The 22,456-nt window shown below is 57.8% G+C and carries 17 protein-coding genes; 5 read left to right on the top strand and 12 right to left on the bottom strand.

All coding sequences use genetic code 11. The annotated features are described in order from the left end of the window. The first annotated feature begins 72 nt into the window (after positions 1-72). Entirely contained in the window at positions 73-900 is an 828-nt protein-coding gene (locus tag A0251_RS04480) for a lipopolysaccharide kinase InaA family protein (RefSeq protein ID WP_231874157.1), read from the top strand. On the opposite strand, the gene A0251_RS04475 is transcribed toward A0251_RS04480, so the two are convergent. The 10 genes from A0251_RS04475 to A0251_RS04430 all read right to left on the bottom strand — a co-directional run bounded on the left by A0251_RS04475 (position 871) and on the right by A0251_RS04430 (position 13,381). After that, entirely contained in the window at positions 871-1,479 is a 609-nt protein-coding gene (locus tag A0251_RS04475) for a lipopolysaccharide kinase InaA family protein (RefSeq protein ID WP_062815647.1), read from the bottom strand. The genes A0251_RS04480 and A0251_RS04475 overlap by 30 nt on opposite strands. 89 nt (positions 1,480-1,568) lie before the next feature. Beyond that, positions 1,569-2,711, bottom strand: coding sequence for a polysaccharide synthesis/modification protein (locus tag A0251_RS04470; RefSeq protein WP_062815646.1), 1,143 nt, complete (start codon positions 2,709-2,711; stop codon positions 1,569-1,571). Between the two features lie 14 nt (positions 2,712-2,725). Next, complete coding sequence (locus A0251_RS04465; RefSeq protein ID WP_156478240.1) at positions 2,726-3,508, bottom strand: lipopolysaccharide kinase InaA family protein; 783 nt, start codon at positions 3,506-3,508, stop codon at positions 2,726-2,728. Then, on the bottom strand, positions 3,505-4,338 hold the full coding sequence (gene rfaP / locus A0251_RS04460; protein ID WP_062815644.1) for a lipopolysaccharide core heptose(I) kinase RfaP: 834 nt from the start codon (positions 4,336-4,338) through the stop codon (positions 3,505-3,507). The genes A0251_RS04465 and rfaP overlap by 4 nt, the downstream gene beginning before the upstream one ends. Further along, positions 4,331-5,455 (bottom strand): glycosyltransferase family 4 protein, encoded by a 1,125-nt coding sequence (locus A0251_RS04455; RefSeq protein ID WP_231874156.1) that lies wholly within the window; start codon positions 5,453-5,455, stop codon positions 4,331-4,333. The genes rfaP and A0251_RS04455 overlap by 8 nt, the downstream gene beginning before the upstream one ends. Next, positions 5,425-6,450, bottom strand: a complete 1,026-nt coding sequence (waaC, locus tag A0251_RS04450; RefSeq protein WP_062815642.1) for a lipopolysaccharide heptosyltransferase I — start codon at positions 6,448-6,450, stop codon at positions 5,425-5,427. The genes A0251_RS04455 and waaC overlap by 31 nt, the downstream gene beginning before the upstream one ends. A 23-nt stretch (positions 6,451-6,473) precedes the next feature. Continuing rightward, positions 6,474-7,532, bottom strand: a complete 1,059-nt coding sequence (waaF, locus tag A0251_RS04445) for a lipopolysaccharide heptosyltransferase II (RefSeq protein ID WP_062815641.1) — start codon at positions 7,530-7,532, stop codon at positions 6,474-6,476. 8 nt (positions 7,533-7,540) lie between these two features. After that, a complete protein-coding gene (locus A0251_RS04440; RefSeq protein WP_062815640.1) occupies positions 7,541-8,467 on the bottom strand; it encodes a branched-chain amino acid transaminase in 927 nt (308 codons plus the stop codon). A 36-nt stretch (positions 8,468-8,503) separates the two neighbouring features. Further along, on the bottom strand, positions 8,504-11,374 hold the full coding sequence (gene glnE, locus A0251_RS04435) for a bifunctional [glutamate--ammonia ligase]-adenylyl-L-tyrosine phosphorylase/[glutamate--ammonia-ligase] adenylyltransferase (RefSeq protein ID WP_062815639.1): 2,871 nt from the start codon (positions 11,372-11,374) through the stop codon (positions 8,504-8,506). Positions 11,375-11,644: 270 nt separating this feature from the next. After that, positions 11,645-13,381 carry a GspE/PulE family protein gene (locus tag A0251_RS04430; protein WP_231866159.1) on the bottom strand — a complete coding sequence of 579 codons (1,737 nt, stop codon included), beginning with the start codon at positions 13,379-13,381 and terminating at the stop codon, positions 11,645-11,647. A 318-nt stretch (positions 13,382-13,699) separates the two neighbouring features. On the opposite strand from A0251_RS04430, the gene A0251_RS04425 reads away from it, so the two are divergent. The 3 genes from A0251_RS04425 to argA all read left to right on the top strand — a co-directional run bounded on the left by A0251_RS04425 (position 13,700) and on the right by argA (position 17,283). Beyond that, on the top strand, positions 13,700-14,380 hold the full coding sequence (locus A0251_RS04425; RefSeq protein WP_062815637.1) for a TIGR00153 family protein: 681 nt from the start codon (positions 13,700-13,702) through the stop codon (positions 14,378-14,380). A gap of 10 nt (positions 14,381-14,390) precedes the next feature. Then, the gene (locus A0251_RS04420; RefSeq protein ID WP_062815636.1) at positions 14,391-15,659 is read left to right on the top strand and encodes an inorganic phosphate transporter; all 1,269 of its coding nucleotides are present in this window, start codon (positions 14,391-14,393) and stop codon (positions 15,657-15,659) included. 304 nt (positions 15,660-15,963) lie between these two features. After that, complete coding sequence (argA, locus tag A0251_RS04415; RefSeq protein WP_062815635.1) at positions 15,964-17,283, top strand: amino-acid N-acetyltransferase; 1,320 nt, start codon at positions 15,964-15,966, stop codon at positions 17,281-17,283. A 146-nt stretch (positions 17,284-17,429) separates the two neighbouring features. Here argA and A0251_RS04410 read toward each other — a convergent pair whose 3' ends face one another. Continuing rightward, complete coding sequence (locus tag A0251_RS04410; RefSeq protein ID WP_062815634.1) at positions 17,430-19,217, bottom strand: ATP-binding protein; 1,788 nt, start codon at positions 19,215-19,217, stop codon at positions 17,430-17,432. Positions 19,218-19,316: 99 nt separating this feature from the next. Further along, positions 19,317-19,826, bottom strand: coding sequence for a hypothetical protein (locus tag A0251_RS17350; protein WP_156478239.1), 510 nt, complete (start codon positions 19,824-19,826; stop codon positions 19,317-19,319). Positions 19,827-20,450: 624 nt separating this feature from the next. Between A0251_RS17350 and ilvD the strand changes: the two genes are divergently transcribed. After that, positions 20,451-22,298, top strand: a complete 1,848-nt coding sequence (gene ilvD / locus A0251_RS04405) for a dihydroxy-acid dehydratase (protein ID WP_062815633.1) — start codon at positions 20,451-20,453, stop codon at positions 22,296-22,298. The last annotated feature ends 158 nt before the right edge of the window (positions 22,299-22,456 follow it).

Below are 22,456 nucleotides of genomic sequence, written 5' to 3'. Positions count from 1 at the left end.
TAAAATAACTGCTATAATTTTTTCCTTGACGACCTCTACTGGCCCAAGAACGTGATCATAAAAGAGCGATCCATGACTGTAGTGACATTCACCTATATCGCCAAAGGCATCGACGAGATCTCGCTGCATAGCAGCGTACAAAGTTTACTAGAACGCGAGTCAGACTGGCGCATCATCAAGGAAAATCACCGTAACATTATTGCCTATCAGGATTACGGTCGCCTCTATTTTAAAAGCTTCAACAATAACCGGCTCAAAGAAAGCCTTAAGCGCGCAACCGGAGGCAGCCGAGCCTGGAGAACTCTTAAAGCCACAAAGAGTCTGACGAAAGCAGGCTGCCTTGCGCCGCAGGTTATCGCCTGCGGTCACTATGAGGCATGCGACTTCGTCTTGATGGAGGACCTAACCGGCCCTCAACTAATGAACGCCATCCACAGTTACCTGCAATCAAGCGAGACAAGCCGATGGCGAAAGACATTATTTCGAACCCTCGGCTTAGCAGTTGGGCAACTTCATTCATCGGGTCTTGTTCACGGCGATCTGCGGCCCAATAATGTCATTATTCACCCCTCCAAGGAAGGGTATCAAATTGGCTTCATCGACAATGAAAGAACGCGTAAACCAATTCGCTTCAAACGCGAACAAAAACGCAACCTTCGTCAGATCATGCTTCTAGGTGATCGCTACATAACAAAAGCCGAGCGAATCAGCTTTTTTGCAGCCTATTTCTCTCGCATGTCATACAAAAACGCTGTTCGCAGAAGCCTCTATCGTCAAACCCTTGCGGATGTAGCTGCACTCTTCGAACAACGCCCACCAGGCCAAGGCACCCAAGCTCCTGAAGAGTTATGGTGGCTACTGAAAGATCTCTCACCGGCCCCCGTACCCCGACGAAAATGAGACCCGCTCCTGCAGCAGTTTCCACTGCCCCTCCTGCAGCCGGGCTCCTTTACTGTAACCTTGCCAGAACGCCATATCAGCCTGTTCATTCGCCCTTATCCCACTGCGCTGATTTCGATACAACGTTCGCCGCAGAGACTTTAGAGCTTTTCGGTAGTTCCAACTATTACCCGTACGACTTTTCTCGCGGTCAAGCAAGACCAATTCTCCATCATCCAGAAGTAAATCCTTGGCCCTGCAATCATCAAAGAACCCGCAAGCATGAAGGCGCCCCACCAAATAACCATAACGCCGCCATAATTCACAATCGATACCCAGGACATCCTCAAGCAATGGAAAGTCAAGCCCCTCCGTGACCATAACCCCTTTTACAGGTATCCCGAACCGAAAAACGCTGCCCGCCGCAACCACTGGCACTACCCGAAACCCTTCTGTGACTAACTGGCCTAAAGTCCGCGCTTCCTGCTCCGGCATAGAGCACCACTGCCCTCCACCAAAGATACGATCCAGCAAACGGCCAAACCTCTCATTGCACGACTCTTTTCTGTAATACGTACGCCCATCCAGCTGGAAACGCACTACCTTTATCCTTTCACCATCAGAAACCACATCCCCTCGGCACCACAGGTTTTCCCCAGATAATCCTGGCCCTACATACCACCGCCAATTCACCATTGACTCCCTTCCAGAATTTCCCCAATACGTTGTTTCATTCGCTTAGGATGCTCATCTCGATAGCTCCGGAATCGTCCCGGCACCAAATACTGCTCTGACAACCAAGCCACAAAATGCCTAACCAACTCTTCGTCATATACCCAACTCTCCGGGGAGGCTATCAGTTGGCTTAATTGCTCTTCTGAGGCTGCATGAGAAACAAGCTCGGGAATATTATAAAAAGCATTTCCCAACGTAAGCACTGGACGCCCAAGCAGCAGGCTCTCTATACCAACCGTTGAATTTATGGTGATGACAAGCCGCGCCCCCTCAATAAGCTCTTGGGTATCGTTTGCATTTGCGAACACGATCCGCGAGTGATTATCATGAATATGCTCGTAGGACTTCCGGGCAGAAGGATGCTCCTTGACGATAAAGCACCACCCTTCCGGGAGAGAAGAAACACAACGTTCGAGGGCCCAGTATAGAGATTCCATACTATCGACCCACGGAGAATGAAGCAGAATCTGTGTGTCGTCATAAACCTGAAACGGGACAAAAATATAGCGTGCAGGCAAGTCCACCGGCTCACCGACTGGCTTCCTGGGGGGTCTTTTGATCAAAGTTGCATCGACATCTTTAGATGGATGATAGCCACGATAGAAACAAGGATCGCGAGGAACAGCTCCGTTGTAATTCACCCCCTTTCCGTCTATCGCGGTGGTATCAGGCAAGCATCCCAGCTCCATATAAAGAGGCTGAACACCTTGTTCACGAATATAGGCCAGTACAATCTGCTGTTTATAGTGAGCGCCATTCATCAGCACTATCCCATCCGGGGCACGGCTTTTGCAGAGACTTTGTACCGCCGCAAGGCATCCAGTGCTTCTCAAGATCAAACCAAATCGGAACAGCTTTCCCGCCTTTTGGCCATTCAGCCTTCCCTTCTGAACACGAAAAAACAACCACTGACTCCATAAGTGACGACGCCGTAACAGCCAGACTAGAGCTGAAAACCTTCCTCCCCATCCAGGGTGCTTGGCATTAAGCACCACACCCCCAACGGCCATATCCTGCTTAAGACGGCTGAAGTAACTCTCCTGGTTACGGCTCATCGCAAAAAAAAGAAGCCAGTACGAAGCGTTGTTAATCGACATGGAACCCTCATAAATCAGAGTGATACGTTATATTTCTTTCGATGTCGGCGAACAAATTTCGCATAAAATGGAGCCATACCTTTCTCAACGTCATCAACATCCACGTCTAGATACATTGAGTACTGGGAAAGCCAGTATCTGACATGATCTTCGGGCAAGCCGAATTCCCGAGCATTGACCACAAATCTCGCTGCATCACGACATGCCTTCGTGAAAGTTGCGATTTTGGGCCTACGCATTCCATCCAGGTCAATCAGATAAAATTGCCCGTCACCAGCAACCATGAAATTAGCCCACTTCATGTCATAGTGGACAAAACCTTTTGCATGAAGGTTTGCAGCGACTTCAGCAGTCCTGCCCATGACTACTTGTGCACCACCCAGCGACTCGAATTTGTCTTCAAAAAAGTGGTTTCTCAAATCTTTCCCGCCCTCTAATCCTTCACAAACAAACCAGGAATCCAGTTGAAAACCATCTCGACACATCAGACACGCTGACGGCTGCGGAACATTAACTCCTTTCTCCCGCAGACGAAAACTCAACTCAAACACACGCTCCCCCCTAGTCCAGCCAAGCAATGCCTGGAGTACACGGAACAGTGAACGCGAACGATAACGCTTTACAAACCAGACATGCCCCTTTTCATCATTGATCAGGCGCGCCTCCACATTCTTAGAAACCTTGATCTTTCTACCGGCTGCCAACCATCTCTTCAACATGTCCAGATTTTCGAATTCTGCCACAGGTGAAGAGCCGATAAAGCGTAGCAAACCATGTGGAAAGCGTCTGACCTTCACTCTTTTACAAACCACTTGGGCGCCTCCCTTCCCATATCTTTCCGATACAGCTTCTCGGCTCTCACTTTTACCGCAGACCAAAACTGGTGATCGTTGATCATTGTCTCTCTCCAGGCAACCCCGCTGTATATAGCCATGGCCCGCAGCAGGTCCCGGCGGGTGAGGCCGATATCCATGGCGGAATAGAATAGCCCGGCCACATCTTTGATACGCCAGCGCAACGGCACCGTCCGGCGCAGACCGGCCCGGTGCAGGTCGATCAGATGACAGCGAATCTGCGTCACACTGTTACCCTGCTCCAGAGTGTCCGGCACCAGCAGGAAATGACATAGGTAAAAATCACGATGATTGATACCGCAGCCATGCATGGTGGCCGCCATCCACATCACCTTGTTCAGCAGGCGCCGCTTTTGTGCCACCGGCGGTGGCTGGTCCGGCCAGCCCCGGCAGTAATCCTCCAGGCTGACAGTGCCGACCAGGTCATCGGTAATCAGGAAACTTTCCATCGCCGCCGGGTTATGGCCACGACGGCCATAGGCCGCCGGCGTCAGGGTATCCACCCCGGCCTCAGCCAGGGCCAGGCTGGCTAGGTACTCGTTACAGGCACTGACCACCGGCGCTCGCCCCTGCAGCAGATTCTTGATCACCTCGCCCCAACCGACGCCCTGGTGGTATTTGAGAAAGTAGGGCCGCCCCGCATGGAAAAAACGCAGGGTGCGGCGCCCTTCCTTGCTGCGAAAGACGTCGCCGTCCAGCGCCCGGACCTGGCCGAACGGATCCTGCCCCTGCCAGGCGACTCGGAATTCCTCGCGCAGGAACAAATCAGTCACGGACGCTCTCCTCCAGCCAGTTCACCACGGTTTCCGGCAGCCGATAGAGGCTCTCCTGCTGGCCGTATTCAACACCGGCGGCGGACCAAGGCCCAGGCCTCTGCGCCAGCATGTTGGCCATAGTGCGATTGAGAGCCTGCTGGTCAAAGGGCGAGGCAATGACTTCGCCGGCACCGGCCTCCCGCACATAACGGGCATAGCCACAGGTATCGGTGGTCAGCACCGGCAGGCCGGCCACCGCGGCCTCCAGCAGTACCATGCCGGCGGATTCTCTATAGGCCGGATGCAACAACAGGTCCGCCGCCTGCAACAGGGCCGGCACGTCATCCCGAGGACCAAGCACGCTAACGCGGGCGCGCTGTTCATCGCTGAGCACTTTCAAGTAAGGCGCAGCATCATCATTGCCGACGATAAGCAGGCGCAGTGGCGCCGGCTGGGACGCAAACGCCGCCAGCGCCCGATCCAGGCCCTTGATCTTGAACCCGGAGCCGAGGAACAGCAGTGCCGGCTCATCATCAGCCAGCTCCAGATCGGCACGCAGCCTTGCACGCAGTTGCTGATAATTATCCGTCCGCCGACGGTCCCGCTCAATGCCCGGTGGCAGAAGGCGATAACGTGCCTCAGTCAGCGGATAATGCGCTTGGTACTGGCTGCGCTGATCGTCATTGAGAAACAGGATGAGCGGCCCATCCGCTGCCGTTACCGCCTTCTCCAACTTCAGGTAGGTCGCGTAACGAGGCAACCATCCCACCGCTGCCGGCTTGCTGCTGACATGCTCGGCAAAACAGCTGTCCGCAGCAAAATACACATCCAAGCCGGGCAAGCGATTGAAGCCCAGCACCCTGTCGAAATCACCCTGGTCGATGGCGCTCAAGACACCACTGGCAAACGATTGCATACGACCATGATTGCTGCGTCCCGACACGGCAATCGACTGCACGGTGACACCATCAATGGTTTCACCTTGCCAGTCGCTCACCAGCGCCACGACCTCATGCCCCCGACTCACCGCCTCACGGGCAATGCGCGCAAAATCCCGCTGCAGGCCGCCATAGGGGAAGTAATGATAGAGCGCCATGGCCAGCTTCATGCGGTGCGCCTCCGCAATTCCCGCCACACCTGTTTCGGTTTCAGGCTGCTGAAACAGGGCGGCTCCACTCCCTTGCCCAGCTCACCGCGATAGGTGCATTTCTCCTGTACGCAGGGCGCACAGGGAAAATCCGCTGCCAGAGAGTGGGCGCGGGCGCCCTGCACCCCGGTGAGCACCGGGTCGGTGGGGCCGTAAAGTGCCACGCCAGGCAGACCCGCCGCCGCCGCCAGATGGGCCAGGCCGGTATCCACGGCAATAAAGGCGTCCCAGCCGAGCAACTTGTCGGTGAGGGCATTCAGGCCCATTTGCGGCAGCACGTGCGCCCCGCTCAGCCCATCGGCGAGACGAGTGGCGCGGTCCTTTTCCATCGGGTTGCCCCAGGGAAGAAAAACGCTATGCCCCTCCGCGCTGGCCAGCTCCACGAGCTGGCGCCAGAAGGCTTCCGGGTAATGTTTGGTGGGCCAGGTGGTGCCATGACAGAACACCAGCTGCGCCGGTCGATTCAAGGATGTGGGAACGTGGCTGCGCGGCAAGCCGTAGTCCGGAGCGCTGCCGGGCAATGTATAACCCAGCGCCAGGGCAAAAAGCTGTCGCACCCGATCGATGGCATGCTGCCCTTTTGCCACGGCCAGAGGATGATCCAGCACCCGGGCGGAAAGCCCTTCCCGGGCGGAGTGCTTGTCCAGGCCGAAACTTGGTCCCCGCCCCAGCCGGGTCACAAAGGCACTCTTGATCAGCCCCTGGGCATCGATGACCGCATCGTATTTACTGGCTTGAACGGCAGATTTGAAGGTCGCCCACTCACCGGAACGGCGCGCCTTGAAAGGATGCTTGCGCCAGCGACGCAGGGCACAGGGAAACACCTGATGCACCGCCGGGTGGCGGCGAGCCAGATCGGCAAAGGCCTCCTCCACCACCCAATCCACCTGTAGATCGGGGATGGCCGCCAGGGCATCGGTCAGTGCCGGCAGGGTGTGGATCACATCCCCCATGGAGGAGGTTTTGATCAGCAGCACACGCATGTCAGAACCCGCTCGCCGTCAACTCAGGCATCCGCGCTTTCCAGCTGCTGCAGGGCATCGATCACCTGCGAAGGGGGCAGCTGGCGCAGACAATTCAAATGCCCCAGCGGGCATTCCCGTTCAAAACAGGGGCTGCATTCCAGCCCCAGCCTTACCACTGCCACTCTATCACCCAATGGCGGAGTAAAACCCGGGGACGTGGAACCGTACACGGCCACCAGCGGCCGCTTGAGCGCCGCAGCGATATGCATCAGGCCGGAATCGTTGCTGACCACCGCGGTGGTCGCCGACAGCAGATCCACCGCCTGTTCCAGGGAGGTATTGCCCGCCAGTACCGCTGCCTGCTCGGCGGCGCCGTTTTCGAGCATCTCGACAATGGCTCTGGCCACCGGCTGATCCTTGCCGGAGCCAAAGATCCATACCTGGCCCCCATGGTCGATCCAGTGCTGGGCCACCGCCGCGTAATGATGTTCCGGCCAACGCTTGGCCGGGCCGAACTCCGCACCGGGGCAAAGGCCCAGCACCGGTCGCTGCGTCGCCAACCCATGGGCCACCATGGCCTGCTGCAGTGAGTCTTCACTCACTTCCAGGTGCGGCGCGGTAATGGTATCCAGCTGTGGCACCGACGCGTCGGCCGGCTGAGCCAGCGCCACAAAGCGCTGCACCATCAACGGATAGCGGTCCTTGTCCAGCTTGCGGACATCGTTGAGCAACCCATAGCGCATCTCTCCGCGCCAACCGATGCGACGGGGAATCTTCGCCGCCCAGGGCACCAGGGCAGACTTGAGGGAATTGGGCAGCACATAGCTTTGCTGGTATTTGCCCCGCAGGGACTTGCCCAGGGCATGCCTCTCACCCAGCTTCAGGTCACCATGGTCGAACGGCAGCGACAGGGCCTCGCGCACTTCCGGCATGCGCGACAACAGTGGCCGACACCAGGCCGGTGCCAGCACATCAATGGCGCAATCGGGGTATTGGCGACGCAGTTCGGAAAACAGGGTCTGGGCCATGACCATGTCGCCGACCCAGGACGGGCCGACGACAAGGATGGCGGAAGGCGAGTCGGACAAGGTAGCCGGCATACGCCTGCTCAGCCCACGTAAGTGAGCCAGTCTCCGTAGTCATCATCCAACTTGCCGCGCACCAGATCAAAGTACACTGCCTGCAGCTGCTCGGTGATCGGGCCACGCTTGCCTTCACCGATGATACGGCCATCCAGTTCACGGATCGGCGTCACTTCGGCAGCGGTGCCAGTAAAGAAGGCCTCATCCGCCACGTAGATTTCATCACGGGTGATGCGCTTCTCGCGAACTGTGTAGCCACGCTCTTCGGCCAGCTGGATGATGGTCTTGCGGGTGATGCCATCCAGGCAGGAGGTGAGCTCCGGGGTGTAGAGGACCTGCTCCTTGATCACGAAAATGTTCTCACCGGAGCCTTCTGCCACGTAGCCTTCGTTGTCCAGCAGCAGGGCTTCGTCGGCACCGCCGGACAGGGCCTCATTCAACGCCAGCATGGAGTTGATGTAGTTGCCGTTGGCCTTGGCCTTGCACATGGTGATATTCACGTGGTGGCGGGTGTAGCTGGAGGTGCGCACCTTGATGCCCAGCTCCAGGGCTTCCGGGGACATGTAGGCCGGCCATTCCCAGGCCGCGACCATCAGGTGCACCTTCAGGTTATGGGCGCGCAGCCCCATGCCCTCGCTACCGTAAAACGCCATGGGGCGCAGGTAGGCATGGGGCAGGTTGTTCTCTTTCACCGCAGCAATTTGCGCAGCGTTGACCTCGTCCTTGGAGAACGGGATCTTCATGTTCATGATATGGGCACTATTGAACAGGCGGTCCGTGTGTTCCTTCATGCGGAAGATGGCCGGACCCTTGGCCGTTTCGTAGGCGCGCACCCCTTCGAACACCCCCATGCCGTAGTGCAGGGTGTGCGTCAGCACATGCACCTTGGCCTCCTGCCAGGGAACCAGTTCGCCATCCAACCAGATAAAACCGTCTCTTACAGCCATCGACATGGCAGTGATACTCCCAGAACTAAGGACCGGCAGGTGTCAGCCCTGCAGGTCGAACCAGTGCTTCCAGATCGCTCGCACGCCTTCACGCAAATCGCGGAATTGGGTGTCGTCGACGATGGATTTCTCTTTGCGCAACGAGGCGCGATGAGCCGCGGATCGGTAAGCGAGGTACGCTTCCCGCAGCAAGCCGGCATCCTGCGCCGACATAATATCCAGTGCAGCCAGTGTTTCGAGCAGCCGCACATTATCGGTGAAGCGGGTCAGTTCACCGTGGGAGGAGGCCCATCTCAGAACCCCGTATTGCACCATAAATTCGATATCAACGATACCTCCCGGGTCCTGCTTGAGATGAAAACGGTCCTCGCCCTTTTCGCCCAGGTGGTCAACCATCTTGTCGCGCATGGCCAGGACATCCTCGCGCAACTTTTCCAGCGGTCGCTCCAGGCACAGCACCTGATGGCGAATGGCGTCAAAGCGGGCCCGCGCCCGGTTGCAGCCAGCCACCACACGGGCCCGCACCAGGGCCTGATGTTCCCAGGTCCAGGCATCGTTGAGCTGGTATTTCTCGAACGAGTCCATGGAGCTGACCAGCAGACCGGCACTGCCGGAGGGGCGCAGGCGCATATCCACTTCGTACAACTGGCCACTCATGGTACGAGTGGAAAGAATATGAATGATGCGCTGGCCCAGGCGGGCGTAGAACTGTTCGTTGGACACCGGCTTGTCGCCGTCGGTCATGCCGCCGCTGGCCGCATCATGCAGGAACACCAGATCCAGATCGGAGTTGTGCCCCAGCTCGATACCGCCCAGCTTGCCGTAACCGGCCACCACAAAATCCGGATTGCAGGGCTGGCCATCCAGACGCGAGGGGCGACCGTGGCGCTCAACCAGCGGCTCCCAGGCCAGCATCACCACCTGGTTGAGGATGCTTTCCGCCAGCCAAGTCAGGTAGTCGCTGACCTTCATCAACGGCAGCACTTCGGTGACTTCCGACGCAGCCACGCGCAGCAGGTGGGCCTGCTTGAAATTACGCAGCACCTCCATCTGCTGTTCCAGATCATCCTCGGCCACCCGCAACAGCTGCTGACGCAACTCGTCATCCAGCTCCGCCCGCTCCGGCGGCGAATAGAGGGTGCGAACATCCAGCAACTCGTCCAGCAGCACCGGGTGCAGGGTGAGACGTTCGGCGATCCAGGGGCTGGCCCCGGACAACTTCACCAGCTGGGTCAGGGCGCTGGGGTTTTCCACCAGCAGCGCAATGTAGGCACTACGACGCAACACGGCTTCCACGAAGGCCAGCAGGCGCACCACCGTGGTTTCGCCATGGCCCTGATAGCCCAGGGCTTCCAGCAGCAGCGGCATCAGCCGGTCCAGTCGCTCACGGCCAATCGCCTGCATGTTCTGCACCGAACGGCTTTCGCGGAAATCATTCAGGTGAGCGTAGACCTTGTCACCTTCCTGCACCCCAATGGCTTCCAGCTGGGCAGCCGCCTGGGTGGCATCCAGCTCGCCCAGCCACAGATCCAGCAGCTCCTGATCGGCGCCCTGGGCCGCATCGGTTTCCTGTTCCGGGTCGGCAATCACTTGGCTAAAATGGTGACGGACACTCTCCCGGTAACGCCGCAACTTGCGCTCGAAGGCGGCACGGGCAGAAAAGCCCATGGCAAAGGTCAGCCGTTGCCAGCCCAGCTCGTCGTCAGGCAGGCGCTGGGTCTGCTTGTCCGCGATTCCCTGCAGCCGATGCTCCACATCCCGCAGGAACAGATAGGCTTCGGTCAGCTCCTCCGCCACGTCCTCCGGCAACAATTCCAGTTCCACCAGTTGCGGCAGCACCTTGATCAGGTTGGGCTCCCGCAGGGCCGGCAGCTGGCCACCCCGGATCAACTGGAAGGCCTGGACGATAAATTCCACTTCACGGATGCCGCCGGCACCCAGCTTCACATCCGCCTGCATGCCCTTGCGGTTCACTTCCCGTTCGATCAGGGACTTCATCTCGCGCAGGGAATGGAAAGCGCCGTAGTCGATATAACGGCGGTAGACGAAGGGATTGAGCCGCTTGATCAGGCGCTTGCCGGCCTGCAAATCGCCGCCGACCGGGCGCATCTTGATCAGCGCGTAGCGCTCCCACTCACGGCCCTGGGTTTCGTAATACCCTTCCATGGCATCGAAGCCGATGGCCAGCACGCCGCTCTTGCCCCAGGGACGCAGGCGCATGTCCACCCGGAAGACAAAACCATCGGCGGTGGGCTGGTCCAGGGCCTTGATCAGCTGCTGCCCCAGACGCACAAAAAACTGGTGATGGCTCAGGCTGCGCCGATCACCCTCGATTTCCCCTTCATGCTCGTAGGCAAAGATCAGGTCGATATCCGAGGACAGGTTCAGCTCCCGCGCCCCCAGTTTGCCCATGGCCAGCACCACCAGCTGGACCGGCTTGCCATCCGGCCCCAAGGGGGTGCCGCTTTTTTCGCAGGCCCAATCATGCAGCACGCTCAGTGCTTCCTGAATCAGAGTGTCCGCAAGCAGGGACAGGTCCGCCACGGTGGTGTGGTAATCCCCCATCCCGGCCAGGTCCCGCCAGATGATGCGCACCATGTGCCGGTGACGCAGCCGACGCAACGCCCGTTTCAGCTCATCCTCATTATCGCAGTCGCCCAGCAATTCGCGCACGGTCTGGCGCAGGGACGCCTCCGCCAGGGGCTGAGTCGGATCGCTGTCCTGCAGCCACTGACCCAGGCCCGGATCACGCTGAAACTGTTGCGCCACATAGTCGGAGCCAGCCCACACCCGGGGCAGGTCATCAAGAAGGGAGTCAGGGATACGATGACCGGATTCCACGAAGTGTTGCCAGTGCTGACTGACCAGCACCGATAGTTCATCCGGCAGAGCGTGATATTGGGGTTCTGTCATGGGCGGCTATTGTCGTACGGGAGGGCGCGAAAGGCTAGAGGCCAGGAGGGAGTTGCAAGTTGAAAGTTCAAAATTGCAATCAGGAACAGCCGGGGACGCTTAACGCAGGCCATGCCCGCGATTCACGATCCGCAGGTTCGCCATGCAAGCATAGCTCCTACACCTGCCGCATGAGCCATGTTCACAGGGCGAGCCAACCCTGCCGCGCGACGTGCCGCCTTTCCCGGCGACGGCCAATCCTTTGTTCACGCCCTTCAACCTGCTCCTTTTCTACCCCAACAAAATATCCTGCGACGGCGTCACCCGCATGACCTCTTCAATGGTGGTCAGACCCTTGGCGACCTTCATGGCACCACTGATGCGCAGGGGCTTCATGCCGTTTTTCAGGGCCTGGCGGGTCAGGGTTTCCAGCTCGGAGCCCCGGGAAATATGGTTTTTGAGGCTGGTATTCAGGGGCATGGTCTCATAGACCCCCACACGCCCCAGGTAACCGGTATCCCGGCACTCCAGGCAGCCCACCGGGCGATAGGTCTTTTCCGGCGGCTTCATCTTGAAGGGGCGAACCAGCTCTTCCCAGGCCTGCACATCGGTTTCCGTTGCCTGCTTGCAATGGGGACACAGGGTACGGATCAGACGCTGGGCCATGACCCCAAGCACCGTGGCACTGATCATGTAGGCCGGCACGCCCAGATCCACCAGACGGGTAATGGACGAGGGGGCATCGTTGGTGTGCAGGGTGGACAACACCAGGTGACCGGTGAGGGCGGCCTGGATGGCCATATCCGCTGTGGCCAGATCGCGGATCTCACCAATCATGATGATATCCGGGTCCTGACGCAGCATGGCCTTCACCCCCTGGGCAAAGCTCACATCAATATTGGCCTGCACCTGCATCTGATTGAAGCTGGGTTCCACCATTTCGATGGGATCCTCAATGGTGCAGACATTCACCTCGCTGGTGGCCAATTGCTTGAGGGTGGAATAGAGGGTGGTGGTTTTCCCCGAGCCGGTGGGGCCGGTCACGAAGATGATGCCGTGGGGATGGGAAGTCATCCGCTGCCAGGCCTGGTAATCCTCATTGGTAAAGCCCATCTGCTCGAAGCTGCGCACCAGCACATCCGGGTCGAACACCCGCATGACCATTTTTTCCCCGAAGGCGGTGGGCAGCGTGGAAATACGCAGCTCGATCTCTTCCCCCTCCGGTGACTTGGTCTTCAAACGCCCGTCCTGGGGTTTGCGCTTTTCCGCCACATTGAGGCGGCTGAGAATCTTCAGGCGGCTGGTAACCGCCGCCATGATCGCCGCCGGCAGCTCATACACATCGTGCAGCACGCCATCGATGCGGAAACGCATCTTGCCGGTCTCCCGGCGCGGCTCCAGGTGAATATCGCTGGCCCGCTGGGAAAACGCGTATTGCAGAATCCAGTCCACAATATTGACGATGTGCTGATCGTCCGCGTCGTGGTGCCCCTTGCCCACTTCCAGCAACTGCTCGAAGTTGGTAATACCGGACATTTCCTGGCCGGTATTGCCGGAGGCCCCGGCGATGGAGCGGCTCAGGTTGTAGAACTCCACCCGGTAGCGGCGCAACTGCTCGGGATTGGCCAGCACCACCTCCAGCTCCCGGTCACGCAGCACCTGCTTGAGATGGGCCTGCCAGTCGCGCACAAAGGGCTGGTCGCAGGCCACCACCACCTTGTCCCGCTGCACTTCCACCGCAACGATGCCGTGACGCTCGGCAAAGGCATAACTCATCACATTGGTCACCTGATCCACATGGACCTTGAGCGGATCAATGTGACACACCGGCATACCCGCCTTTTCCCCCAGCCAGCGGGTCAGGAAATCCACATCCAGCAGCTGGTGGGTATTGGTCCGGTCGGTGAGCCGATACTTGGCCAGCACCTGAATCGGGTGCCAATTCAGCTCCTTCTTCTCCCGTGGCGTGGTGGAAATGACGTTGAAGTCTTCCTGGCTGACGCGACCTTCTTCCAGCAACTCACGCATCAGCCAGCGCACATCAATCAGCAGACCATCCAGTTTGGCGGGGTGGGCAGTGACGTTCACGGATACTCTCCGGGTCAATAGGCGGGCAGAACCGCCTGTCTAATTATTTTGTAGTACTGTAACGATAACAGGTAAACCCTGACAGCCCCGATGGCTTTGACTATACTCGCGGCCAGATTCATGACACATCTGTGACAGTTGCACGACTGTGCCATGAACATTCCTTTCCCCATGGGCGATTGCCCGGGAAAGTGGGACACTGATTCTGCCTGAAGCCCCTGCTTCAGGTTTTACTCTGACTCTGGACCCGAGGCGCCTATGTCCTTTGGAAGCTCCATTGCCGGCCTGTTTGGCCGCTCACCGATCAAGCCCCTGCAGCAACACTACGACACCGTTCACGACTGTGCCCGAACCCTGGCGGACTTCTTCGCCGCCGTGACCGAAGGCGACTGGGACAAGGCACGGGCAGCCCGCAAGCGCATTGCCGAGCTGGAAAACCGGGCCGACGAACTGAAAAAAGAATTCCGCCTGAACCTGCCCAAAAGCCTGTTTTTGCCCATGCCGCGCACCGACCTGCTCGACCTGATCAGCGTGCAGGACAAGGTCGCCAACAAGGCCAAGGACATTTCCGGGCTGATGCTCGGCCGGCAGATGACCATTCCCCCCATACTGGCCGATGTGATGCGCGACTATGTGCAGGGCGCCATCGATACCTCCGCCCAGGCCCAGAAAGCCATCAACGAGCTGGATGAGCTGATCGAGACCGGCTTCAGCGGTCGCGAAATCCAGATCGTGGAAGAGCTCATCGAGGAGCTGGACCGCCTGGAGCGCAATAACGACGAGCAGCAAATCACCATTCGCTCCACCCTGTTCAAGCTGGAAAACGAACTGCCCCCGGTGGATGTCATTTTTCTCTACAAGATCATCGAATGGGTAGGCGATCTCGCTGATCGCGCCCAGAAAGTGGGCGGCCGCCTGCAGATGTTGGTCGCACGCTAGGAGTTGTCTTATGGAGTGGATGATTGAACACAGCTACCTGATGCTGTTGCTGGCCGGCGCGTTCGGCTTTCTGATGGCATGGGGCGTGGGCGCCAACGACGTGGCAAACGCCATGGGCACCTCGGTGGGCTCCGGGGCCCTGACCGTGAAACAGGCGGTGATGATCGCCATCGTCTTTGAATTCTGCGGCGCCTACCTGGCCGGTGGCGAAGTGACTGCCACGGTTCGTAAAGGCATCGTCGATGCCAGCGTCTTTGCCGAATTCCCCCATTATCTGGTCTACGGGATGATGTCCGCCCTGCTGGCCGCCGGCATCTGGCTGGTGGTGGCCTCCTGGTTTGGCTGGCCGGTTTCCACCACCCATTCCATTGTCGGTGCCATCGTGGGCTTTGCCGCCGTGGGCGTTGGCATGGATTCGGTACAGTGGGACAAGGTTGGCAGCATTGTCGCCAGTTGGGTCACCTCACCCCTGCTCGCCGGCTTCATCGCCTTTGCCCTGATCAAGAGCGTGCAGCGCCTGGTGCTCAACCATGATGACCCATTCGAACGGGCCAAACGGGTGGTGCCCTTCTACATGTTCCTGGTGGGCTTCGCGATCACCGCCGTGACCCTGCTCAAGGGCCTCAAGCATATCGGCCTGGAAATCAGCTTCGCGGCCAGCCTGGGCTGGGCCGCCGTGGGCGGCGTCATCATTGCCCTGATCGGCGCCATGATTCTCAGCCGCATCAAGCCCAACCCGCAAGCCGACAAGGAATTTCGTTTCCACTCCGTGGAGCGCATCTTTGCCGTGCTGATGATCTTTACCGCTTGCGCCATGGCCTTCGCCCACGGCTCCAATGACGTGGCGAACGCGGTGGGCCCGCTGGCCGCCATCAACAGCGTCATCGTCAATGAAGGCGTTATCGGCGGCGAAGCCGCCATGCCCAGCTGGATCCTGCTGGTGGGCGCCATGGGTATCGTGTTCGGCCTGGCCATTCTCGGCGCCCGGGTCATGGCCACCGTGGGCAAGAACATCACCGAGTTGACCCCCAGCCGCGGCTTCGCTGCCGAGCTGGGCGCCGCCGGCACCGTGATCCTGGCCTCCGGCACCGGCCTGCCCATCTCCACCACCCACACCCTGGTGGGGGCGGTACTGGGCGTGGGCATGGCCCGCGGCATCGGTTCCCTTAACCTGCGGGTGATCGGCACCATCTTCACCTCCTGGGTGGTCACCCTGCCCGCCGGCGCCCTGCTGTCGATCCTGTTCTTCTACTTCTTCAAGGGCCTGTTCGGCGCCTAATACCGCCGACCCGCCACGGAGAACACAACGCCGCCTTCGGGCGGCGTTTTGGTTTCTGTTGCAATGCCCAGCCTGCAAGCAAAAGGATCGAGTGACGAGAAGCGAGTTTCGAGCCGCGAAAACCTTTAAAGCGGGCAGGGTTTTGCCTTTCGAAACTCGGTACTCGCAACTCGAAACTGGCTGCTTCGTTCGGATGCCTTTCGCTTGCAGGCAAGGTCCTCACCCCACCCCGCCGGCACATCTGGCATCCAACGCCCCCCGCTGGCTATACTGGCCTGTCAGTCATCCATCACCGAGACACGCCGTGCCCAGCACCACCCCCGACAATCAGGTCCACTGGTTCCGCAATTCGTCCCCGTACATCAATGCCCATCGGGGTCGCACCTTTGTGGTGATGCTCTCCGGCGAGCTGCTGGACGGCCCGCGCCTGCCCACCCTGGTTCACGATCTGGCGCTGCTCAACAGCCTCGGCATCAAGCTGGTCCTGGTCCACGGTGCCCGCCCGCAGATCAGCGCGCGGCTGGCGGAATCCGGCATCGAATCCACCTTTGAGCAACACATGCGGATCACCGACAGCGCGGCGCTCAATGGCGTCATGGCCGCCGTGGGAGCCCTGCGCCTGAAACTGGAAGGGCTGTTTTCCATGGGGCTGGCCAACTCCCCCATGTACAACGCGGGCATCCGCCTGATCAGCGGCAACTTCGTCATCGCCAAACCGGTGGGCGTGCGCAACGGCTTCGACTACCAGCACACCGGCGAAGTCCGGCGCATCGAAGTGGATGCCATTCGTCAGCAACTGAGCAATGGCAACGTGGTACTGCTGTCACCGCTGGGCTGCTCGCCCACCGGCGAACTGTTCAATGTGAACGCGGAAGAGGTGGCCTCCACCGCCGCCATCGCCCTGGGCGCCGACAAGCTGATTCTCATGGGTAACGACCTGCGGCTCGCCGACAGCAACGGCGACATGGTGCGCGAACTCAGCCCCCAGCAAGCCGGCAAACTGCTTGCCGACGACCAGCTCCAGGACAATGGCGTGGACCGGCAGCTCACCGCGGCCTGCCACGCCGCCAGCAATGGTGTGGGTCGCGCCCACCTGATCGACGCCAACGACGACGGCGCCCTGCTCAAGGAACTGTTCACCCGTGACGGCTGCGGCACCCTGGTCACCCGGGAAACCTACGAAACCCTGCGCGGCGCGCGCATCGACGACGTGGGCGGCATCCTGGAACTGATCGAACCCCTGGAAGCGGACGGCACCCTGGTGCGCCGCTCCCGGGAACTGCTGGAAAACGAAATCCAGCGCTTCGCCATCATCGAGCGGGACGGCATGGTCATCGCCTGCGCCGCCCTCTACCCCTTCCCGGACGACAAGACCGGCGAACTGGCCTGCGTGGCCGTCCACCCCGGCTACCGTAAGGGCGAACGGGGTGCCCAGCTACTGGCATACGTGGAACGGCGAGCAAAGGAACAAGGGCTCACCAGCCTGTTCGTGCTCACCACCCTGACCGCCCACTGGTTTCAGCAGCAGGGCTTCGAAGCGGCGGGCGTGGAAGCGCTGCCGGGAGCCCGGAAGTCGCTGTATAACTGGCAGCGGAATTCGAAGGTGTTTGTGAAGGGGCTGTAGCGCTGCCCAACCAGCTACCCAGCCACCGCACGGTTGGCGTTGGAGCCATGCTCGCATGGCGAAGGGTTTGCAAAAGTGAATGCCGCGCTCTGCGGCAAGTTTGTAGCGCAGCGGAAAACTTGTCCGACAGCAGTGCCTTGTTAGCCCTAGCTGCATCGCTGCAATATTTCATTAAACCAGCCTAGAATTTCTCCATCTGGGTCCCTTCCATCAAGTCTTTCTTTAGTCATTTTCTTGGCTGCAACTCGATTTAGTCTTCTTTTTGCCGTTCTATCATTCACTCCGAGAGCAGCGCCTACGAGTGACGGCACATCACAGTCATCTGTATAAGTAACACTTATATTTAGCGCTTCTTGAATCGCATCTGGATGGAGATAGTTTTCGGCTTCCCGCTTGGACGTAATAAATGCCATGGAACCATCGCCTCTAGCATTTACTGCGTCACATGTTTCTTGATATTTGGGTGGGTTCTTATCATCGCGATCATAAATATGTACTTCTGGCTTCCCTATATTTTTAAGGTAGTGGCCATTAACCCAATCCCTAAGAGTGTCTCCACCCAAGGGAAGCAATACTATTCTTGGATCATTTTCAAAGTCAGGGACCATATAACCCTCATCGAGCAAAAGTGCCGACAGATTTTTAAAGAACGCTATGTCATTTGGCCCTTCAACGCAGACTATCACCTGCGCTCTGCTATCAGGAAGTACACCTAAGTCTTTAGCTATAAGCTTAAACACATCATCTTGATTAGAGTTGACCTCAATCTCACCATCTTGATTCTTGAAAATATGTCTTATGGATTTGATTGGTAATTGCTCAGCGAGTGCCGGAACATGAGTAGTAATAACTATTTGGCATCCATCTTTATCAGCCATTTCAGAAAAGGCTTCAACGAGTAGCTTTTGTTTATCGGGATGTTGAGAAGTTTCGGGCTCTTCAATAGCGTAGATCACACCTCGATCCTGATATTCTCGCTTAATGCGCTCCGCCTCTGCTTTAAAAAAGCTAATCAGAACCAATCGTCTTACTCCGCTACCTCTTTTGTTTATGGGGATATCATCGTCTCCAGCTAAGGACAACTTAAAAATACCCTCCCATTTTGGATCTGCCTTAAAGTCAGGAGTAAGTGACATGGCGAGTTCAGGGTCTAAATCGGCCAAATGCGACAAAGTGCTATTTGCGACCGTAAGAGCTCTTTGTTTGACTTGATCTTTAATATCTTCCAACTGTGGAGATATATCCTCAATTGCTTGAGATATTGCCACTTTCATTGGGTCTTGAACTTCGGCTTCTTCATCAGTGCTAGGTCTATCTGCTCTAAATAGCGCAAAGTGCGGTAAGTGGTTCTGAATTTGCTCTAAAATAGCTTTTCCATCTTCTTTCGATAAGGCTACAGATTGTTCTTTAAGCTTTAGATCACCAACAGCGCCATAAATAGCCTCTCGCAAGCTTACATTAGATCTATTGTCCTCAGCCGCTATTCCTAGCGACTGAGCAATAGATTTCAATTCATCATTCTTTTTTAAGAGAATCCCCTTGGCATTCCTTGCGCTCGGATGGACACAGTTTGCCATATAGGCTCCTGACCCTTTTCCTTTTTTGAATACCTTCGATAACGAAAGCGTCCCACCATCGGTTAACAAATACTCTCGGCCCAAGCTTGTTATAGATGCGGCATCAAGCACTATTTCTTGTGGCAGCTCCTCAAACTCACAGGTGATAATCACATCTTCATTTTCACCGGCATAGACACATTTATCCCCAGCTTCATATTTGCATAGCTTATGGCCAAAAAATATTCCTAGCGCATCGAGTATTGATGTTTTTCCAACATCATTTCTTCCAATCAGGCCTGTCATATTGCTGAAATATATTTCAGTTTCTGTCTGATAGGCTCGAAAATTCTGAACTTTAAGTTTCTTGAGCTTCATATATCTTCCTTGGGGCCGAATTCTTTTTGGGGGCTAGCGCGAAGTACAGCGGCGCGCTTTAGCGCGTTCGGCGCCGAAGACGCGCACTGCTGCGTATTGTTAGCTCTTTTTAGCAACTTCAACTCCAGTTCTCACCCAATCTTTCGTGTGCGTGTGACGAATATCTACGGAAAAATAAGGAGTTTTATTCTCTTCACTAAATTTGGTCACTTGATGCTGATCGAAGCGACAAAGCCAAACATGGCCGGCCTCCAATACGACAGGCAGGGGTGATGAGAATGGATCATGTTCACTTTCGCTTATCATGCTCTTCTTGCGGCCTTTAGGTGAATCGCATTGAGCGAATCGAATATCTAAAAGCGTGGCAGCAGATCGACCTACATTCCTAACTTCGACGATAATGAAAGGCTTCATTTTTTTCACTTCCCCTGGTGGTTTGCGCTCTTCTCCAGGCATTAGTTCAACACATCCTTTCCATCGATATTCATTTGGAGATATACATACATCGAGCTTTGGCGCTGACAACTTCCATTTAACTATGTTCCAAACAAACACAACGCTTGAAAGAATAGCGCCCCACCATGCCACGTAATCAATATTTTCGGTCATGCTTGGAATCTCAATGTAGAGCTAACAGGTATTAGGAGGCCGGCTCGAATATCCAAAGAACGCGCCGACTCCCTATCACAATTGCAAGCCTTACATAACGTAAAAATCATAATTTTCAGCATGTTACAAACCCCAGACTGGTCGCATGATTCAATATGTTGACTGCTTCGTTTGCCCGGACCAATAACACTGGCCAAACGCCAACCGTTTTTTCTCCGCTGTAACGCTTACGCGACCGCAAGCCAGGAAGCCCCCATGCGTTTTTCTCAGCGCTTCGAGCTTGAGGAAAATTCAATCTATCTCAGCCACTTACAAAAATATGTAAGCCATATCCTACATATTCAACTGGCGCGCTGGTGAAAAAAGGCGCTGGCTCTCCGTAATTTAGCGCCTGCATTCCCGAAACGCTTGGGCTAATTCGCCATGCGAGCATGGCTCCAACGGTGGATGGGGGGTGGGCTGGCGGGTGAAGGCGACCGGGCTGATTGCGTCGAGTGGGCGGGCTCGGCTCAAGGAGAGTGCCTCCTCCCCCGCTTCTTCGCCTTGCGAGCAAGACTCCAACAGTGGGGTGCTGTGGGTTACAATGCTCGGCTATGTCCCGCTAGTTACCATTACGAGGTTCCCATGCCGCAGTATCGCTCCCGTACCACCACCCATGGCCGTAACATGGCCGGCGCCCGTGCCCTGTGGCGCGCCACGGGCATGAAGGACGGGGACTTCGGTAAACCGATTATTGCCATCGCCAACTCCTTTACCCAGTTCGTGCCCGGCCACGTGCACCTGAAGGACATGGGCCAACTGGTGGCCGGCGAGGTGGAGAAGGCCGGGGGCATCGCCAAGGAATTCAATACCATTGCGGTGGACGACGGCATCGCCATGGGCCATGACGGCATGCTCTATTCCCTGCCCAGCCGGGACATCATTGCCGATTCTGTGGAGTACATGGTCAACGCCCACTGCGCCGATGCGCTGGTGTGCATTTCCAACTGCGACAAGATCACCCCCGGCATGCTGATGGCCGCCATGCGCCTGAACATTCCGGTGATCTTCGTGTCCGGCGGCCCCATGGAAGCGGGCAAGACCAAGCTGGCCGAGGGCAAGCTGGACCTGGTAGACGCCATGGTGATGGCCGCCGATGACAGCGTGGACGAGGAAACCCTCAACGAAGTGGAGCGCTCCGCCTGCCCCACCTGCGGTTCCTGCTCCGGCATGTTCACCGCCAACTCCATGAACTGCCTGACCGAAGCCCTGGGTCTGTCCCTGCCCGGTAACGGCTCACTGCTGGCCACCCACGCGGACCGCCGCGAACTGTTCCTGGAAGCGGGCCGGCGCATCGTGGATCTGGCCAAGCTGTACTACGAACAGGATGTGGAGGCGGTACTTCCACGCAATATCGCCTCGGTGAAAGCCTTCGAGAACGCCATGAGCCTGGATATTGCCATGGGCGGTTCCACCAACACGGTACTGCACCTGCTGGCGGCGGCCCTGGAAGGCGAAGTGAACTTCACCATGGCCGATATCGACCGTCTGAGCCGCAAGGTGCCCTGTCTGTCGAAAGTGGCCCCAGCCACCCAGAAGTACCATATGGAAGACGTGCACCGGGCCGGTGGCGTGATGGGCATTCTCGGCGAACTGGACCGGGCCGGGCTGTTGCACCGGGATATCCCCATGGTGCACTCCGCCAGCGTGGCGGAAGCGCTGGAGCACTACGACATCATGCGCACCAGCGATGAAGGCGTGAAAAAAATGTTCACCGCCGGCCCGGCGGGCATCCCCACCCAGACCGCCTTCAGCCAGGACACCCGCTGGGACAGCCTGGATAACGACCGGGAAAACGGCTGTATCCGTAATTACGAAAACGCCTACAGCAAGGATGGTGGCCTGGCCGTCCTTTACGGCAACATCGCCGAGCGCGGCTGCATCGTGAAGACCGCCGGGGTGGATGATTCCATCCTCACCTTCACCGGTCGTGCCCGTGTGTTCGAATCCCAGGATTCCGCCGTGCGCGCCATTCTCGGCGACCAGATCGTGGCCGGGGATGTGGTGGTGATCCGCTACGAGGGCCCGAAAGGGGGCCCGGGCATGCAGGAAATGCTCTACCCCACCAGCTACCTGAAGTCCAAGGGCTTGGGCAAACAGTGCGCCCTGCTCACCGATGGTCGCTTCTCCGGCGGCACCTCCGGCCTGTCCATCGGCCATGCCTCCCCGGAAGCGGCGGAAGGCGGCGCCATCGCCCTGGTGGAAGAAGGCGACACCATCGCCATCGACATCCCCAACCGCACCATCAACCTGGACATTTCCGATGAGGAACTGGCCCATCGTCGCAGCAAGATGGAAGCCCGCGGCAAGCTGGCCTACAAACCCATGGAAATGCGCCCGCGCCGCGTTTCCACCGCCCTGAAGGCCTATGCGGCCCTGACCACCAGCGCCGACCGCGGTGCCGTGCGGGACCTGAGCCAGCTCAACCTGTGACCGCCCCGGGCGGCCTTCGGGCCGCCCTGTTCGTTGCCCCTCTTGGCATCCGCCCCGCCGGTTTCATGACCGTTGCCGCACCCCGGTAGACAGGGTGTTGCCACACGGCGCTTTCTGAACAAGTATCGTAGGCGTGTTTTCCCGTCGGCGACCCCGGC

It is taken from the genome of Alcanivorax sp. NBRC 102024 (genome assembly GCF_001602235.1).
Classification (GTDB): domain Bacteria; phylum Pseudomonadota; class Gammaproteobacteria; order Pseudomonadales; family Alcanivoracaceae; genus Alcanivorax.
The sequence above is the reverse complement of the archived record's forward strand: the minus strand, read 5'-3'. Positions and strand labels throughout refer to the sequence as shown.